Genomic DNA, 16,244 nt, shown 5'->3' with positions numbered 1-16,244 from the left:
ATGACCCAATGATGCTGGACAAATTCGCGCGCTATCCGCTGACCTTCGGCCCGACGCCCATCGAGAAGCTGGAACGGCTGTCGAAGCATCTCGGCGGCAAGGTCGAGATCTATGCCAAGCGCGAGGACTGCAATTCCGGCCTCGCCTATGGCGGCAACAAGCTGCGCAAGCTCGAATACATCATCCCGGACGCGATCGCCTCGAACGCGGACACGCTGGTCTCGATCGGTGGCGTGCAGTCCAACCACACCCGCATGATCGCCGCCGTCGCCGCCAAGATCGGCATGAAGTGCTGCCTGGTGCAGGAAGCCTGGGTCCCGCACGAGGACGCCGTCTATGACCGCGTCGGCAACATCATGCTGTCGCGCATCATGGGCGCCGACGTGCGCCTGGTGGACGACGGCTTCGACATCGGCATCCGCAAGAGCTGGGAGCAGGCGATCGAGGAGGTGAAGGCGGCGGGCGGCAAGCCTTATGCGATTCCCGCCGGTGCCTCCGTGCACAAATTCGGCGGCCTCGGCTATGTCGGCTTCGCCGAGGAAGTGCGCAAGCGGAAGCCGAGCTCGGCTTCAAGTTCGACTACATCGTGGTCTGCACCGTCACCGGCTCCACCCATGCCGGCATGCTGGTCGGCTTCGCCGCCGACGGCCGCGCGCGAAAGGTGATCGGCATCGACGCCTCGTTCACGCCGGCGCAAACGAAAGCGCAGGTGCTCTCGATCGCGCAGAACACCGCCAAGCTCGTCGAGCTCGGCAAGGACATCGTCGAAGACGACGTCGTGCTGATCGAGGACTACGCCTATCCCGCCTATGGCGTGCCGTCGGAAGAGACCAAGGAAGCGATCCGCCTCACCGCACGTTTAGAGGCGATGATCACCGACCCCGTCTATGAGGGCAAATCGATGCAAGGCCTGATCGACCTGACCCAAAAGGGCCATTTCGAGAAGGGCGCAAAGATTCTCTACGCCCATCTCGGCGGCGCGCCGGCGCTCAACGGCTACGGTTACGCATTCCGGAACGGCTGAGGCAGCGCCGTGCCTCGCGCCTCCACTCGCTGTCGTCCCGGGCAAGCGTAAGCGCAGACCCGGGACCCATAACCCCAGGGAGATGTTTGGCGAAGAACGTCTCCCCACGTGCCCCAAGATAAATCACGCGGTATGGATCCCGGATCTGCGCTCCGCTTCGCTGCGCTTGTCCGGGATGACGAGAAGCCCTACCGCGTCTTGACGATCTGGAGCAGTTCCTCGCCGTAATGCTCGAGCTTCTTGTCGCCGATGCCGGGCACGTTGCGGAGCTCGTCGAGCGTCGTCGGCCAGGCCCGGACGATGCCGTCGATGGTGGCATCGTGCAGCACGACATAGGCCGGCATGCCGCGTTCGCGCGCGATGTCCGAGCGCCAGGACCTCAGCCGCGCCCGCAATTCGGGATCGACATCGCCCTGCGGCGCGTTGGCCGCAGGCGCGAGGTCGCCACGGCGGGATTTTGTCCGGCTCGCGCGAACGCGCGTGCCCGGCGCTTCCTCGCGCAGCCAGACCTCGGTCTCGCCGCGTAGCACGCCGCGTGCGCTCTCCGTCAGTTTCAGCGCGCCGAACGCCTCGCTGTCGCTGTACAAATGCCCCATCGCCACCAGCTGCCGCAGCACCGTGCGCCACTGCTTCTCGTTCAGCTCGCGCCCGATGCCGAACACGGACAATTTGTCGTGGCCGAACTGCGTCACCTTTTCGGTGAGGCGGCCAATCAGCACGTCGATCAGCTGCATCGCACCGAAACGCTGCCCGGTGCGGTAGGCGCAGGACAGCAGCTTCTGCGCCAGCACCTTGCCGTCGCGCATCTTCGGCGGCGTCAGGCAGTTGTCGCAATTGCCGCAATTGTTCGCAGTCTCCGCCTCGCCGAAATAGGCGAGCAGCCGCTTGCGCCGGCACTGCGCGGTCTCGGCGAGGCCGACCAGTGCGTCGAGCTTGCCGATCGACACCCGCTTGAAATCGTCAGAACCGCTGGACTCGTCGATCATGCGGCGCTGCTGCACGATGTCGGAAAGACCATAGGCCATCCAGGCCGCCGACGGTTTGCCGTCGCGCCCCGCGCGCCCCGTCTCCTGATAATAGGCCTCGATGCTTTTGGGCAGATCGAGATGGGCGACGAAGCGGACATCGGGCTTGTCGATGCCCATGCCGAAGGCGATGGTCGCGACGATGACGATGCCGTCCTCGTTGAGGAACCGGTCCTGGTTGCGCGAGCGTATGCTGCTGTCGAGCCCGGCGTGATAAGGCAGCGCCGCAATGCCGGCGTCGTCGAGCGCGGCGGCAACCTCCTCGACGCGATTGCGCGACAGGCAATAGACCACGCCGGCGTCGCCGGCATGCCGCTCCCGGATGAATTCTTTCAGCTGCGACACTGCGTTGCGCTTGTCGACGATCTCGTAGCGGATATTCGGGCGGTCGAAGCTGGAGACGAATTGCGGGCTGTCGGCGAGCCGGAGGCGCTCGACGATCTCCTTGCGGGTCAGCTCGTCGGCGGTCGCGGTCAGCGCGATGCGTGGAACGTTCGGAAAACGTTCCGCGATGATGGAGAGGCCGACATATTCGGGGCGGAAGTCATGACCCCATTGCGAGACGCAATGCGCCTCGTCGATCGCGAACAGCGCGACCTTCGCCTGCGCCAGCAGCGACAGGCAGCGCGGCGTCACCAGGCGTTCCGGCGCGACATAGAGCAGGTCGAGATCGCCCGCGATCAGGCGGCGCTCGATGTCGGAAGCTTCCTGCAGCGTCAGCGACGAGTTCAGCGCGGCGGCGTTGACCCCGGCCTCGAGCAGGCCGGCGACCTGGTCGCGCATCAGCGCGATCAGCGGCGACACCACGATACCGCAGCCTTCGCGCAGCAGTGACGGCAATTGATAGCACAGCGACTTGCCGCCGCCGGTCGGCATCAAGACCAGGCAATTGCCGCCATCCGTGACGTGCCGGATGATCTCGCCCTGTGCACCGCGGAACCCCGGCAGGCCGAACACCGAATGCAGCACCGACAGCGCGTCGCGGCCGTTGGCCGGCGCAGGCAGCGGGGCGGTGGAAGGTGCGGACATGGGTGCGTCGGTGCAAGGCCGTAGGATTCGTCACAAGGCCAGTCGCATGACCGCGCGGGCATGGCAAGACTGTTTGGATGGCAGGCAGGACTCTTCCCCTCTCCCCTTGCGGGAGAGGGTGGATCGCCGCGTAGCGGCGAGACGGGTGAGGGGTATCTATCCACGGATTCGGTAAAGCTTGCTCTGTGGAGACATACCCCTCATCCGGCGCCATAGCCGAAGCTTTGCTTCGGCGTTCCTAGGAACGGCGGCCGAAGGCCGCCTATGCCACCTTCTCCCGCAAGGGGAGAAGAAAGAAGAAGCTACGCCCCGATTCGTCGCAGCGCTTCCGCGACCGTCACGATCGGCATGTCGCGCTTCCCGGCCGCCTCCAGCGCATGGCGCATCAGGTGCGGCGTGCAGCCGTAGGGGCTTGGCGCGTCGGCGACGTCGTGGCCGTAGAAGATCAGCCTCCGCCGCTCGCGACCGCCTCGTCGAAATAGCGATCGACGCCAGCAATATCGATCTCGCGATCGACCAGAGGCGAGGCGCGCAGGAACTGGAGGTCGATGACGTCGCGATTGACACCGGGAAGGATGCCGCGCGCCGAGCGAAAGGCCTTTGCGAGTTGCGGCTTGCGCCAGACCGAGGCGATTCCATAGGGGTAGGCGAAGTTCTCCAGCACGATCGAGGAATCGATAGCGTGGAAATGGCTGCGGTTACGCTCGATCTCGCTTGCCATGGCGGCCTCGTCGAGATTGGCCGAGCTCTGGTGCGAAAAGGTATGGCAGGCAATCTCGTGACCGGCCCGGTGAAGCCGCACGATCGCGGCATTCGACAGGCCGTGCCAGTGATCCGACGGACGATTGATCAGGCTGCCGGCGAGGTAATAGGTGCCGCGGCCGCCATGCGTCTCCAGAAGCGCGGCGCCCTCGCCTGCGGCGCTATCGGGCGCGTCGTCGAACGTGAAGCTCACCATCGGCGCATGCGCAGGCAGCCGGTGCGGCGCGGCACGGAAATGCCGGGCCAGCCGATTGCTCACGCGTCCCTGGAGTGCCGACCACACCGACTGCGTTTCCTGCGATTCCCTATTTCTCTACTGAAACATTCGTGCGCTGGTAGAGGCAAGCCTAACGCCCGGGTAATCCTAACGCGGAACCAACGCCCTTCGTCTAGCGTGCCAGGACCGAAATATCGGCTTCCGCACCGAGATATTGCAGCCAGTTGCGGAAAAGCGCCGCCGCGGCGCTGCCGGCGGCGATATCGGCGCGCAGATTCAGCGCAGGCAGTTCGTTGGTGAGCGCGGGGTGGCGCTGTTGGGTCGTCTTCTTCTCGAAGCGGGCGAGCTTCTCTTCGGTCGCTGCGTCAAAATAACTCACGGGCAGGTGCGGATAAGCCTCGCGCTCGCGCGCGAGATAGCGGCCGATATCGCGCAGATATTCGCGCTGGAGCGACAGCGCATCGTATTCCGGGTGGCCCTGGAAGAACACGAAGCGGCTGGCATATTGCCTGACGAAGATATCGACGCCGGCCTTTGCCGAACGCGTCAGCACCTGATAGCCGGCCTGCGTGAGGTCGCTCTCGGCGATCTCGTTCAGGCGGGAATGCGAGACCTTGAGGGGCGCAGGCGCAGCGCGCGTCAGCGCATCGTTCATCGCAGCTTCGCAGTCGAAAATGCCGTGACATTTGGCCGGGAGCCGCCGCCGCGCGATGCTGTCGAGATGCAGCACCGCCGCATGCGCGGCGAGGCACGACCAGATCGTCGAGCGCGTGTTGACCTTGGCCCAGTCGATCAGGTCGGTGAGGTCGCGCCAATACGGCTCCTGGTCGAGCTCGGGCGCGACCGGCTCGGCGCCGGTCACGATCAGCCCGTCGAACTTGTGGTGCCTGAGCTCGCTGAGCTCCGAATATTCGCTTTCGACATGCCACTTCGCCTCGGGCGACCGCTTCACCGAGGGCAGCGAGAAACAATGGAAACGGATGCGGCGCGGACCTGCAGCCGCCTGGAGCAGCCGCATGAACTGCCGCTCGGTCGCCTTCAGCGCCGGATCCGGCATGTTGTTGATCAGGCCGATCGTGAGATCGGCGAAACCGTGGTCGCGCGCGAAATCGCCCTCGGCCGGCACCAGCGCCGGGCTCGATATACCTTGATCCCTGTCGATCAAGATCGTCATCGGCGCCGTCGCCTACTCCGCGGCCTGGAGGCGTGCCGACGGGCAGGCCTTCTCTAGCGCCTGGTCGATGTCCTCGATGATATCTGCGGAATGCTCGATGCCGATCGAGAGGCGGATCGTCTCCGGCAGCACGCCGGCGACGCGCTGCTGCTCCGCCGACATCTGCCGGTGCGTGGTCGAGGCCGGATGGCATGCCAGCGACTTGGCATCGCCGATATTGACCAGACGCGTGATCAGCTTCAGCGCATCGTAGAAGGTCTTGCCGGCTTCCATGCCGCCCTTGATGCCGAAGGTGAATAGCGAGGAGGCGTTACCGTCCAGATATTTCTGCACCAGCGGATAGTACGGGCTGTCCGGAAAACCGGTGTAGTTGACCCAGGCAACGCGCGAATCCTTGCGCAGGAATTCGGCGACCTTGCGGGCGTTCTCGACGTGGCGCTCCATGCGCAGCGCGACGGTCTCGATGCCCTGGAGCAGCAGGAAGGCGTTGAACGGCGACAGCACCGAACCCATGGTGCGCTGATAGATACTCCGCGCGCGCTCGATATAGGCGGTCTTGCCGAAGCGCTCGGCATAGACGAGGCCGTGATAGGAGGCGTCCGGCTTGTTGTAGGCCGGAAAGCGGTCGGCGTGCTTCGCCCAGGGGAAGTTTCCGGAATCGACGATCGCACCACCCAGCGTGGTGCCGTGACCGCCCAGAAACTTGGTCAGCGAATGCACGGCGATGTCGGCGCCGTAATCGAACGGCTTGAGCAGGATCGGGGTCGCGACGGTGTTGTCCACGATCAGCGGCACGCCATGCGCATGCGCGATCTTGGCGAGAGCCTCGATGTCGCAGACATTGCCGGCGGGATTGCCGATGGTCTCGGCGAACACGGCGCGCGTGTTCTCGTCGATCAGTTTTTCGATCGCATCCGGCTTGTCGCTCTCGGCGAAACGGCCGGTGATGCCCTGCCGCGGCAGGATGTGCGAGAGCAGCGTGTGCGTGGTGCCGTAGAGCTGCGGCATGGAAACGATGTTGCCGCCGTGATCGGCGACGTTGACGAAGGCGAAATGCAGCGCAGCCTGGCCGGTCGCGACCGCGAGCGCGCCGACGCCGCCTTCGAGCTGCGCGATACGCTTCTCCAGCACCGCGCTGGTCGGATTGGCGATGCGGCTGTAGCGAAAACCTTCGGCCTCGAGATTGAAGAGCGCGGCGCCGTGATCGGCGCTGTCGAAGGCATAGGCCGCGGTCTGGTAGATCGGCACCGCAACCGCGTGCGTGGTGGCTTCGGGCTCGTAGCCGGCGTGAATAGCGATCGTCTCGTTGCGCATCGTGCCACCTCCGCGTGGAGCGGGCCGCACTTATTGGCCTGTATGAGGCATGTGCGTTCTCCGCCGTTCCTCTGTTAGAGGCGGGTGGTAAAGCGGACAATAATTCGCCTAGAGATCGAGGAAGTAACCCTAACGATTGTTGGTGAATTGGCTAAAATTTGAATCGAATTGGATTAATGAATTCGTACGCCTCAGCCTCGCCGCTGCGCCATAGCCGATGCAAAGCATCGGCGTTCCAAGGACGGCGGCCGAAGGCCGCCTATGCCACCCTCTCCCCTCGTCGTGGGAGAGGGTGGGATATTCACCCTACTCCATCGTCTCCCAGAGCCGGTGAGCGAGCACACCGGCACGCTTCTCGATCGCGGCCGCCGCATCGAGCGCGAGGTCCTCGCGATAGCGTCCCGCAATGAGCTGCACGCCGATCGGCTTGCCGTCATGCAGGGCCACCGGCACCACCGCGCCGGGCAGGCCCAGCACGTTGATGGCGGAGATGAAGCGGATCTCGCCCCAGAAAATTTCCTTCACGCGATCGGCGCTGACGGTGTCGTCGCGCGGACCCGGCGTCGGCTTCACCGTGGTCGGCGCCAGCACGACCGGATACTCCTCGAAGAACAATTGCCAGGCGCGGATATGGCCGTTGCGTGCGGCCGTCGCCTGCATCCAGGCCTTGAGATCGAGCACGTTGGCCTTGGTCTTCATGCCGCCCCAGGCCTTGTGGAAGTCCTCGGACGTCACCTTCAGCATGCCGGCCTCCTGCATCACCACGGTCTCGTTGGTGATGATGTCGCACCAGGTCTGCCAGACGCCGTCGATGTCGGGGACATCGACCTCGGTCACGCGATAGCCGGAACGCTCCAGGTGATCGGCGGCCTGACGCAGCGCCGCGCGGACGGACGGATCGACGTCCATATCCTCCGGGATCCTGGCCAGTGCGACCTTGATCGGTCCCTTCGGCTTCGGCCCGGCCAGCGGCGCCGGCACCCACCAGGGATCGCGCGGATCGCGCTGGCTCATCACATCGAGCGCGAGGCGGACGTCGCCGACGTGACGGGCGAGCGGCCCCTGCGCCGACATCAGATGCGCCAGCATCGGCCGCTCGGCCGTGGCGCTTCCGTTGAAGGCGGGGATACGGCCCTGCGTCGGCTTGATGGTGGCAACGCCGTTGCAATGCGCCGGCCAGCGCAGCGAGCCGCCGATGTCGTTGCCATGGGCGATGGTGCCGATGCCGGCCGCAACCGCCGAGCCGGCGCCCCCCGAAGAGCCGCCGCAGGTGATGTTCGGATCCCAGGGGTTCAGCGTCAGCCCGTGCAGCGGATTGTCGGTGAAGCCGCGGAAGGAGAATTCCGGCGTGTTGGTGAGGCCGATGACGATCGCGCCGGCTTTCTTGAGATTGCGCACCACGGGCGAGTCCGACGGCGCGACAAAATCCTTGTTGGCGGGCACGCCGTTGAAATTCGGCCGGCCTTCGTAATCGACATTCTCCTTGATCGTGATGGGCACGCCGTGCAGCAGGCCGAGCGCGCCGCCCTTGGCGCGCTGCTTGTCGGCCGTATGCGCTGCCTTCAGCGCTTCCTCGCTGAGATCGACAACAACCGCGTTCAGCCGCGGATTGACGGCGCGCATCCGGTCCAGATGCGCTTCGACGGTCTCGACCGCGGAGATCGCGCCGTTGCGGATCGCGGCTGCGGTGTCGACCGCGGACCATTGCCAGACCGGACCTTTCGGACGGCGCGCCGTCGCCGACTTGCGCGGTGGCGCCTTCTTGACCGTCTTCTTGACCGCCTTCGCAACGGCCATCTTGCGGGCGGTGCTCGTCTTGACCGAGGTCTTCGTTACTTTCCTTGCAACACTTTTCTTCTTGGTCGCCGTCTTCTTCGCCACGCCGCATCTCCAAAAAATTGCGCGGCGGAGGTTAAGGAGATCACGCGAGCGTGTACAGGCGCGTTTCTGCATGGCGCGTCGCCGCGACGCTCTGCCACGGGCCGGCGCGAGAGACGCGCGTGAACCTTTGGCCCCGCTCTCCTGACCCATATACTGGTTGAATGGTGGAACAAACCACCGCCAAGATTGTGCCATCAAGATTGTGCCATGGCGATTAGATTTTTGACGCAGCTAATCTGACAGCGACACATCGGAGCATTTGCCATGCTCGTGGAATTCGACAGCGGATACGACCAGCAACCCTTCCGCGATCTGTGCGCCGACTATCCGGCCGCTGAAACCTACGATCCCGACGATTTCCGGATTGAATGGGGGCCGATCTTTCACCGCGGCCGGCTCGACGGATCGGCGCGTGTGCTCGTCGTCGGTCAGGATCCCGCCCAGCACGAGACGATCGTGCGCAGAATTCTGGTCGGCACTGCGGGCCGCCGGACGCAAGGTTTCCTGGCGAAGCTCGGCATCACGCGGAGCTACGTGATGGTGAACACCTTCCTGTACAGCGTCTACGGGCAGAGCGGCGGCAACAAGCACAAGAACGAGCCGGGGATCGTCGAGTATCGCAACAAATGGTTCAAGGCCGTACTCGCGCCGGGCAATATCGAAGCCGTCGTCTCACTCGGCGGCCTCGCCGACGAGGCGTGGAAGGCCTGGCTCAAGACGTCCGACGGCGAGGCCTACAAGACCCTCGCCTATCAGCATATAACGCACCCGACCTGGCCGGAAAGCTCGGCCCACGATAACGCGACGCGGGCCGCGAACACCAAGATCATGCTGACCAAGTGGAATGCCGCGCTCGCGGCTCTCGCACCTGCAGTCCAGCATCCCGACGTGCCGACGACGCTCGTGCCATATGGCGACGCCTTCAAGCCGACCGAGTTCTTCGACATCATCGCAAAGGATCTCCCCGCCGGACTACCGGCGTGGATGCGTGGAGACACGCCGTGGGCCGTGCGCCAGGGCGCCGACGCGGCCACCAAGCGGCGCACGATCACGATCACCATCCCCGACGGAGTGATCCCATGAGCCCGGCTGCCAACCCGAAGCGATGGGCCCTGAGCGGGCGGATCGTGACGATGACGACTGAGAGCGACGTCATCAAGAGCGGGACGATCTTCATCGAGGACAATCGCATCGCGGCGATCGTACCCAAGGGACAGCCGGCCCCGGCAGGCTTCGAGGCCGTCGTTGCAGTGGCGACCGGCGGCACCATCTATCCAGGCCTGATCGAGCTGCATAATCACCTGAGCTACAACATCCTGCCGCTCTGGCGCGTGCCGCAACCCTACGGCAATCGCGACCAATGGCAGAATGCCAAATCGTACAAGACGTCGGTGACCGGCCCGATGAGCGCGATCGCGCTGGCCGACGACGGCTCGCTGCTGCCCGCCCTGGTCCGCTATGTCGAAGCCAAGTGCATGGTCGCGGGCACCACGACGAGCCAGGGGATCACGCTGTCGAACTGGAGCGGCACGATCCACAAATATTACAAGGGCGCGTTGCGCGCCGCCGAGATCGGCAGCCCTCCCGATCTGCCGAAGGCGCACTCGAAGATTCCCGACATAGATGCCGAGGATTGGGCGAAGTTCGACAACGAGCTGAAATCGTCATCGTGCTTCCTGCTGCATCTCAGCGAAGGCATCGACACCAAGGCCCATAGCCACTTCCTCGCCTTGCGCAATTCCGAGGGAGATTGGGCGATCGAGCCGTCGCTGGCCGGCATTCATTGCACGGCACTCGATGCGACCGACTTCGGAACGATGGCCGAAAACCATGCCAAGGTCGTCTGGTCGCCCCTGAGCAATCTGCTGCTCTACGGAAAGACGACCAATGTCGTTGCCGCGCGCACGGCCGGCCTCACGATTGCGCTCGGTTCGGACTGGTCGCCGTCCGGCAGCAAGAACCTGCTCGGCGAGCTGAAGGCGGCCAAGGTCGTGTCCGCGCATTTCAATCTCGGCTTCAGCGACTACGACATCGTCTCGATGGCGACGCGCAATCCGGCCGCCATTCTCAAGTGGGATGCGAAGCTGGGAACGATCGCCAAGGGCAAGTTCGCCGACCTTCTGGTCGTGAAGGGAGTCACCGGCGATCCCTACGCTCATCTGATCAAATCGCGCGAGCAGGACATCGTCCTGGTCACCATCGGCGGACGAGCCCGTTATGGGACGAAGACGGTCATGCAAAAGGCAGGCGGAATCGGCGAGGCGCTCAAGATCGGCAGTAGCGCGCGGGTGATCGACTTCACCTCGCCCGACCAGGATCCCGGGATCGAGAGGATCACGCTGGCGGAGGCGACGAGCCGCCTCCGTGCCGCGCTCGGCAATCTCGGCACCTTGCAGCCGCACAGCCTCGCCATGAGCGATGCGATCGCCCGCGGAGCGGTGTCACGCACTGGATGGCGCCTCGCGCTCGACGAGCAGTTCGGCAACAATGTCCAACTGCGCCCGCGGCTCGAATTCAACGGTGTCAGGACCGGTCCGGATTTGGCGGCGGTGGCGGCAGCGGCCGAGCCGCTGCACCCGATCAAGCTGGATGGCCTCACGGTATCAGGCGATCCCGCGTTTCTGGACACGCTGAAGAACGAGCCGAATCTTCCAGCGGGAATCGCGACGGCGATCGCGGCTTTTTACTAGCCGCTCGTCACACCAGCGGCGGATTGAGGCGCGTAAAGCCTTCCTGGATGCGATAGGGGTAGTAGGGATAAGGCGGCATCACGGCGCTGACCTCGTCGAGACGCGTGATCTGCGCAGCGCTCAGCGACCAGCCAACCGCGCCGAGATTGTCGCGCAACTGCGCTTCGTCGCGGGCGCCGATGATCACCGAGGATACGGTCGGACGCGCCAGCAGCCAGGCAATCGCGATTTGCGGCACGGTGCGGCCGGTCTCCGCGGCGATCGTATCAAGCACGTCGACGATGGCATAGAGCCGCTCGTCGTCCACGGGCGGGCCGAACTGCGCAGTGGCGTGCAGACGGCTGCTCGCAGGGAGCGGCCTTCCACGCCGGATCTTGCCGGTGAGCCGGCCCCAGCCGAGCGGGCTCCAGACCAACGCGCCAACGCCCTGGTCGCGTGCGAGCGGCATCAGCTCCCATTCATAGTCGCGGCCGAGCAGCGAGTAATAAACCTGATGCGCGACATGGCGCGGCCAGCCGTGCCGTTCGGCAATTGAGAGCGACTTCATCAGCTGCCAGCCGGCGAAATTGGAGACACCGACATAGCGCAGCTTGCCGGCGCGTACGAGCGTATCGAGGGTGGACAGCACCTCCTCGATCGGCGTGAACGCATCGAAGGCATGGAGCTGGAGCAGATCGAGGTAATCGCTGCCGAGCCGCCGCAGCGCAGCTTCGACCGAGGCGACCAGACGATACCGCGACGAGCCGGCATCGAGCGGACCGTCGCCCATCGGCAAGCTCATCTTGGTGGAGATCAGCACCTTGTCGCGGCGTCCCTTGATCGCGGCGCCGAGGATTTCCTCGGACGCGCCTTTCGAATAGACATCGGCGCTGTCGAACAGATTGACGCCGGCATCGAGGCAGATATCGACCAGCCTGCGCGCTTCGTCGGCGCCGCTGCGGCCCCAGGCCGAGAACAGCGGGCCTTGGCCGCCAAACGTGCCGGTGCCGAAGCTGAGGACGGGTACCCTGAGGCCGGAAGCGCCGAGGTTACGATATTCCATGATCATTCTCCTATTCCGCCGGGCACGCTGCGACTGCGGACTGCATTCGATCGAGCTGAAGGCTCCATAGCGCGAGCACGAGACCGACAGCCGTGATGCCGGCTGCGACCAGCGGCAGCGCGGAGAGACCGAGCCCGCGGTCGATGGTGACGCCGCCCGCCCAGGCGCCGAGCGCGTTGCCGAGATTGAAGGCGGCGATGTTGAGGCTGGAGGCGAGCGTGCGGCCGCTTGGCCCCGCCGCCTCCAGCACGCGAAGCTGGAGAGGCGCGACGGTCGCAAAGGCCGCAATGCCGAGCAGCAGGATCAGCGCAATGGCTGCGATCTTGACCGACAGCACGGCGGCAAGGCCAAGCAGCACGATGGCGAGCGCCGCGAGCGTGCCGATCAGGGCACGCGCGAGGCCGCGATCGGCGAGCTTGCCGCCGGCGACGTTGCCGATCGCGAGACCTGCACCGAACACCAGCAGGATCGGCGACACCGCGGATTCCGGGAAACCGGTGAAGCGCGTCAGGATCGGCTGGATATAGGTGAAGACGACGAACAGGCCGGCAAAGCCGAACACGGTCATGGCGAGGCCGAGCAGCACCTGCGGACGGCCGAGCACCGCGACCTCCTCGGAGAGCGAGATCCGCTTGTCGCCATTGCCGACATGGCCGGGCACGAATGTGGCCACCACTGCGAAGGCGATCACGCCGATCACCGTCACCGCCCAGAACGCCGCGCGCCAGCCGAGCATCAGGCCGAACCAGGCGCCGAAGGGCACGCCCAGGAGCGTCGCGACCGTCAGGCCGATTAACATGGTCGCAATCGCCGACGCGCGCTTGTCCTCGGCGACGAAGCTGGTGGCGACCACCGAGCCGACGCCGAAGAAGGTGCCGTGGGCGAGCGAAGTCAGCACCCGCGCCGCCATCAGCCATTCGTAGTTCGGCGCCAGCGCGCAAGCGGCATTGCCGAGCGTGAAGATCGCCATCAGGGCGAGAAGGACGGTTTTCCGCGGCATCCGCCGCGTCGCCAGCGTCAGCACAGGCGCGCCGACGAAGACGCCGAGCGCATAGCCGGAGATCAGCAGCCCCGCGACCGGCACGGAGACGTGCATGTCGGCGGCGACCTGGAGCAGCAGGCCCATGATGATGAACTCGGTGGTGCCGATGCCGAAGGCACCGGCGGTGAGGGCGAGGACGGCGGGAGGCATGCGTGGCTCCAATGCGAGGGACGAGCCACGCAGATAGCCGCAGCGCAGCAAAACCATTAGGATGTCCGCAATCCAATCATTTGTGACATGAATTCAACATGGCCCGTTTCGATACCAACCGCTCCGCCGAGATGGAGGTTTTCGTCCGCGTCGTCGATCTCGGCGGATTCACCCAGGCCGCGCGAAAACTGCGCCTGACCCCGTCGGGCGTCAGCAAGCTGATCTCGCGGCTGGAGACGCGCCTCGGCTCGCGGCTGATCAACCGCACCACGCGCAAGCTGACGCTGACGGAGGAGGGCCAGGCCTTCTACCAGCGCGCCGTGCGCATTCTCGGAGAGATGGAAGAGGCCGAGCGCGAGGCGGCTTCAGGTGCTGCGCCGCGCGGCCGCCTCACGGTCAACTGCAACATTCCCTTCGGCATGCTGCACGTCCTACCGCTGATTCCCCGCTTCCTCGAACGCCATCCCGAGGTCACACTCGACCTCGTGCTGACCGACACGCTGATCGACCTGATGCAGGAACGGGCCGATATTGCCATCCGCGTCGGGCCGCTGAAAGCTTCACGTCTGGTCGCGCGAAAGCTCGGCACCAGCCGCATGGTCGTCGTCGGCACCCCAAACTATCTGGCGCGCTTCGGCACGCCGAAGACGCCGGCGGATCTCACCGAGCATCGCGGCATCGGCTGGACCTTTCCGCGCATCCGCGGCGGTTGGCCTTTCCGGCGCGGCGACCGCACCGAGGAAGCCATGCCGCCACCGGCCGCGCGCGCCAGCGACGGCGAAATCGCTCGCCGCCTCGCTCTCGGCGGCGTCGGCCTCGCCCGCCTCGCCCTCTTCCACATCGGCCCCGACATCGAATCGGGCCGCCTCGTCCCGGTCTTGCAGAGCTACAATCCCGGCGACCGCGAAGACATCCACGCCGTCTATGTCGGCCACACCGCGCCCCTGCCCGCGCGCGTGCGCGCGTTCATCGATTTCCTCGCCGAGCATGTGCGGGTGAACGACCCCGCGCTGAAGCGCGCGGGGGATGGGAAATGGAGGGTGGCCTAGGGACGTCGAAATCGCGGCGATACGCGCGTTCGGTGCTGCCCATCGTGTCATGGGAGCGGACCAACTATCCGTTGGCCGTTGCGCGCTGCGATCGTCGGCAGCATGTCCATGTGCTGCTCGCGCGGCTCGGGGATCCTGTGCAGATCGCGGAAGAATTCCTCGTGACGACGCGGCGTGGAGACGAGGATGTGTCTCGCGTCGGCCGGCCCCTCATTGGTGAAGCCGTGAACAACTCCTCTCGGCACGAGAATCCGCGAACCGGGTCCAGCGACCCCGGTTTGGTCTCCCACGAGGTATTTCACCTGGCCCTCCAGGAGGACAAACAGCTTGTCCTCCTCCTCGGAGATGTGGGCGGGTGCCGCCGAAGCCCGGCTTGATGGTCATGTCCAGCACCGTGAACGGGCTTTCCTGCGGATTGATAATTTTCGTCGTGAGACCGGCAAATTCGGTCGTTTCGAACTTCGTCGTGATGACGCTCTGCATTGGCCAAGGCTCCATTGACTTCGGAGCTCGATAGATTGCATGCGGGAGGACTGCGGATTAGTCCCCTTCCGCAAGCCACAGCGGCTGTAGTTCTGGCCAATTGGCATCGGAGTTTCCCGAAGACCAGTTCTGCTGCCCGAACGGTCCGCCTCAAACTGTCGGCATGAACAACGACAACAACGGAAATCACCGCCCCGCAGCTGCAAGGTGTCGCTCGAACACACGGGTAAAATCCGCGACCTTGGCGCTTAGATCGGCCCGCGACGGATATGTGAGATGCAGGCGGATCGTCCCGGAGAACTGCTCTGGCAAAACCGGCACGACGAACCCCGATGCGTATTCCACTCTGCAGAGGGCTTCCGGAAGCAGACCAATCCCCTGGTGATTCAGCACAAGCTCACGAGCAAGAGCGAAGGAGTCGACCGCGACATGAAAGGCGGGCCACGTCGCCCCGCCCGGCAAGGAGCGGGATAGAAGGCGCAGCAATTCCGGCCTCGATGGCCCGATCAAGGTCGACGCGTCGCGAATATCGACGGGGATCCCGTGACCGCTCACATAGTCTGCGCTCGCATAAAGACCAAACTTCATGTCGATTGCGCCCTTGATCAGGGCTTCCTGAGGATTGGCCGCTCCGATGCGGAGCGCAATATCAATATCCTGGGAGATGAGATCGAGCACGTCGTTAGTGAGCGACACCTCAAAGCGCACATTGGGGTGATCGTTTCTGAAATCCCCGATCGCGGCTGCCACGATCCTGACCGGAAAGTCGGCCGGCAGCGTGATGCGGATTTCGCCGGCATATGGGTCGTCAGCACCGCTTACCCCCCGGAGCGCGTTGACCAGCAGGGCAAGCGCGCCAGCCGAACGCTGGTAGAGTTCTCGTCCTGCGGCCGTGAGGGCAAAAGCGCGCGTGGACCTCTTGAAGAGCCGCGCGCCGAGCGCCGCCTCCAGGCTGCGGATGCGCAAGCTGACGGACGACCTCGGCGTGTTGGTTTCGCGGGCTGCCGCCGCAAATCCGCCGGCGCGCACGACAGCGACGAATGTCTGCAGGGAATTCAGGTCGATCGGCTGCGCGGTGAGCGAGACTTGAATGTTCATTCTGATCATCCTTCTCGGCCTCTTCGAGAGCGCTGCTGTGTGCCTTCATGACGTCCTGTTTCCGGTGATGTTCCGGCGCGCGCGGGAACTTCATGAGGGAAGGGAGCGGCAACCGATAGCGAACCTATGGACGGCGACAATGACCGGAGCGCACCAGGATTTGCGACGCAATTGAACGTGACCGTCGGTTGATTGAGCAAGCCGCGATATCGTCAGCTCATCGTTCATGGTGGATGCTCTCAGGGGAGAGGGCGGGTTGAATCC

Annotated in this window: 12 protein-coding genes and 2 pseudogenes; 5 read left to right on the top strand and 9 right to left on the bottom strand. The window is 64.8% G+C overall.

The features are described from left to right. Window positions 1-11: 11 nt before the first annotated feature. Window positions 12-1,024, top strand: a pseudogene (locus HAP41_RS02390) (1-aminocyclopropane-1-carboxylate deaminase). Between the two features lie 188 nt (window positions 1,025-1,212). On the opposite strand, the gene recQ reads toward HAP41_RS02390, so the two are convergent. The 5 genes and pseudogenes from recQ to HAP41_RS02365 form a co-directional block, all read right to left on the bottom strand. Next, the gene (gene recQ, locus HAP41_RS02385) at window positions 1,213-3,078 is read right to left on the bottom strand and encodes a DNA helicase RecQ (RefSeq protein WP_166060904.1); all 1,866 of its coding nucleotides are present in this window, start codon (window positions 3,076-3,078) and stop codon (window positions 1,213-1,215) included. A 302-nt stretch (window positions 3,079-3,380) separates the two neighbouring features. Then, window positions 3,381-4,123 (bottom strand): annotated as a pseudogene (locus HAP41_RS02380) (polysaccharide deacetylase family protein). 106 nt (window positions 4,124-4,229) lie between these two features. After that, on the bottom strand, window positions 4,230-5,231 hold the full coding sequence (metA, locus tag HAP41_RS02375; protein ID WP_166060939.1) for a homoserine O-succinyltransferase MetA: 1,002 nt from the start codon (window positions 5,229-5,231) through the stop codon (window positions 4,230-4,232). A 12-nt stretch (window positions 5,232-5,243) separates the two neighbouring features. Next, window positions 5,244-6,545, bottom strand: coding sequence for an O-acetylhomoserine aminocarboxypropyltransferase/cysteine synthase family protein (locus tag HAP41_RS02370; protein WP_166060957.1), 1,302 nt, complete (start codon window positions 6,543-6,545; stop codon window positions 5,244-5,246). A gap of 306 nt (window positions 6,546-6,851) precedes the next feature. After that, window positions 6,852-8,426 carry an amidase family protein gene (locus HAP41_RS02365; protein ID WP_166060983.1) on the bottom strand — a complete coding sequence of 525 codons (1,575 nt, stop codon included), beginning with the start codon at window positions 8,424-8,426 and terminating at the stop codon, window positions 6,852-6,854. A gap of 264 nt (window positions 8,427-8,690) precedes the next feature. Between HAP41_RS02365 and HAP41_RS02360 the strand changes: the two genes are divergently transcribed. Together HAP41_RS02360 and HAP41_RS02355 are read left to right on the top strand one after the other, a co-directional pair. Next, window positions 8,691-9,509: a uracil-DNA glycosylase family protein gene (locus HAP41_RS02360; RefSeq protein ID WP_166061003.1), complete on the top strand. Its 819-nt coding sequence runs from the start codon at window positions 8,691-8,693 to the stop codon at window positions 9,507-9,509. Beyond that, window positions 9,506-11,116, top strand: coding sequence for an amidohydrolase family protein (locus HAP41_RS02355; RefSeq protein WP_166061092.1), 1,611 nt, complete (start codon window positions 9,506-9,508; stop codon window positions 11,114-11,116). Before HAP41_RS02360 ends, HAP41_RS02355 begins: the two co-directional genes overlap by 4 nt. 7 nt (window positions 11,117-11,123) lie before the next feature. Here the strand turns inward: HAP41_RS02355 and HAP41_RS02350 are convergent, their stop codons facing one another. Both HAP41_RS02350 and HAP41_RS02345 read right to left on the bottom strand, forming a co-directional pair. Next, window positions 11,124-12,158 (bottom strand): aldo/keto reductase, encoded by a 1,035-nt coding sequence (locus HAP41_RS02350; RefSeq protein WP_166061130.1) that lies wholly within the window; start codon window positions 12,156-12,158, stop codon window positions 11,124-11,126. Between the two features lie 10 nt (window positions 12,159-12,168). Further along, a complete protein-coding gene (locus HAP41_RS02345) occupies window positions 12,169-13,350 on the bottom strand; it encodes an MFS transporter (RefSeq protein WP_166061184.1) in 1,182 nt (393 codons plus the stop codon). 98 nt (window positions 13,351-13,448) lie between these two features. On the opposite strand from HAP41_RS02345, the gene HAP41_RS02340 reads away from it, so the two are divergent. Then, window positions 13,449-14,399, top strand: coding sequence for a LysR family transcriptional regulator (locus HAP41_RS02340; protein WP_166061203.1), 951 nt, complete (start codon window positions 13,449-13,451; stop codon window positions 14,397-14,399). A gap of 47 nt (window positions 14,400-14,446) precedes the next feature. Here the strand turns inward: HAP41_RS02340 and HAP41_RS02335 are convergent, their stop codons facing one another. Continuing rightward, entirely contained in the window at window positions 14,447-14,701 is a 255-nt protein-coding gene (locus HAP41_RS02335; protein WP_224580535.1) for a cupin domain-containing protein, read from the bottom strand. 367 nt (window positions 14,702-15,068) lie between these two features. After that, window positions 15,069-15,980 (bottom strand): LysR family transcriptional regulator, encoded by a 912-nt coding sequence (locus HAP41_RS02330; RefSeq protein WP_166061215.1) that lies wholly within the window; start codon window positions 15,978-15,980, stop codon window positions 15,069-15,071. Here HAP41_RS02330 and HAP41_RS02325 point away from each other — a divergent pair. After that, on the top strand, window positions 15,973-16,155 hold the full coding sequence (locus tag HAP41_RS02325) for a hypothetical protein (protein WP_166061247.1): 183 nt from the start codon (window positions 15,973-15,975) through the stop codon (window positions 16,153-16,155). The genes HAP41_RS02330 and HAP41_RS02325 overlap by 8 nt on opposite strands. Window positions 16,156-16,244: the final 89 nt, after the last annotated feature.

The organism is Bradyrhizobium barranii subsp. apii, assembly GCF_011516635.5.
Classification (GTDB): domain Bacteria; phylum Pseudomonadota; class Alphaproteobacteria; order Rhizobiales; family Xanthobacteraceae; genus Bradyrhizobium; species Bradyrhizobium barranii.
The sequence above is the reverse complement of the archived record's forward strand: the minus strand, read 5'-3'. Positions and strand labels throughout refer to the sequence as shown.

Excerpts from the sequence above, each read along its gene's own strand:
- HAP41_RS02355 (WP_166061092.1), top strand. The coding sequence starts at position 9,506 with ATGAGCCCGGCTGCCAACCCGAAGCGATGGGCCCTGAGCGGGCGGATC.
- recQ (WP_166060904.1), bottom strand. The coding sequence starts at position 3,078 with ATGTCCGCACCTTCCACCGCCCCGCTGCCTGCGCCGGCCAACGGCCGC.
- HAP41_RS02345 (WP_166061184.1), bottom strand. The coding sequence starts at position 13,350 with ATGCCTCCCGCCGTCCTCGCCCTCACCGCCGGTGCCTTCGGCATCGGC.
- HAP41_RS02350 (WP_166061130.1), bottom strand. The coding sequence starts at position 12,158 with ATGGAATATCGTAACCTCGGCGCTTCCGGCCTCAGGGTACCCGTCCTC.
- HAP41_RS02325 (WP_166061247.1), top strand. The coding sequence starts at position 15,973 with ATGTTCATTCTGATCATCCTTCTCGGCCTCTTCGAGAGCGCTGCTGTG.
- metA (WP_166060939.1), bottom strand. The coding sequence starts at position 5,231 with ATGACGATCTTGATCGACAGGGATCAAGGTATATCGAGCCCGGCGCTG.
- HAP41_RS02340 (WP_166061203.1), top strand. The coding sequence starts at position 13,449 with ATGGCCCGTTTCGATACCAACCGCTCCGCCGAGATGGAGGTTTTCGTC.
- HAP41_RS02370 (WP_166060957.1), bottom strand. The coding sequence starts at position 6,545 with ATGCGCAACGAGACGATCGCTATTCACGCCGGCTACGAGCCCGAAGCC.
- HAP41_RS02330 (WP_166061215.1), bottom strand. The coding sequence starts at position 15,980 with ATGAACATTCAAGTCTCGCTCACCGCGCAGCCGATCGACCTGAATTCC.
- HAP41_RS02360 (WP_166061003.1), top strand. The coding sequence starts at position 8,691 with ATGCTCGTGGAATTCGACAGCGGATACGACCAGCAACCCTTCCGCGAT.